The organism is Methylobacterium sp. W2 (genome assembly GCF_020662345.1).
Classification (GTDB): domain Bacteria; phylum Pseudomonadota; class Alphaproteobacteria; order Rhizobiales; family Beijerinckiaceae; genus Methylobacterium.
In genome coordinates this window covers 1-397 of the sequence record NZ_VMOA01000119.1, presented here as the reverse complement: position 1 = coordinate 397, position 397 = coordinate 1, and the positions used below count along the sequence as shown (strand labels likewise).

At 53.7% G+C, this 397-nt stretch carries 1 protein-coding gene; it reads left to right on the top strand.

Going from position 1 to position 397, the window contains the following annotated elements; all coding sequences use genetic code 11:
• Positions 1-159: 159 nt before the first annotated feature.
• Positions 160-397 (top strand): thiamine phosphate synthase (locus tag FPV16_RS25985; RefSeq protein WP_227441383.1); only part of this gene is annotated, 238 nt, incomplete at its 3' end.

The window sequence follows — 397 nt, the reverse complement described above, 5'->3', positions numbered from 1 at the left end:
TTTTTGCTCCATGTGTGGGCCGAAATTCTGCTCGATGAAAATCAGCCAGGAAGTGCGTGATTACGCCGCCACGCAAACTATTGAAATGGGAATGGCGGATATGTCGGAGAACTTCCGTGCCAGAGGCGGAGAAATCTACCTGCGTAAGGAGGAAGCGTGATGTATCAGCCTGATTTTCCTCCTGTACCTTTTCGTTCAGGACTGTACCCGGTGGTGGACAGCGTACAGTGGATCGAACGTCTGTTGGATGCAGGCGTACGTACTCTCCAGCTACGCATCAAAGATCGGCGCGATGAAGAGGTGGAAGCCGATGTCGTGGCGGCAATTGCGCTGGGCCGCCGCTATAACGCGCGATTGTTTATCAACGATTACTGGCGGCTGGCGATCAAGCATCAGG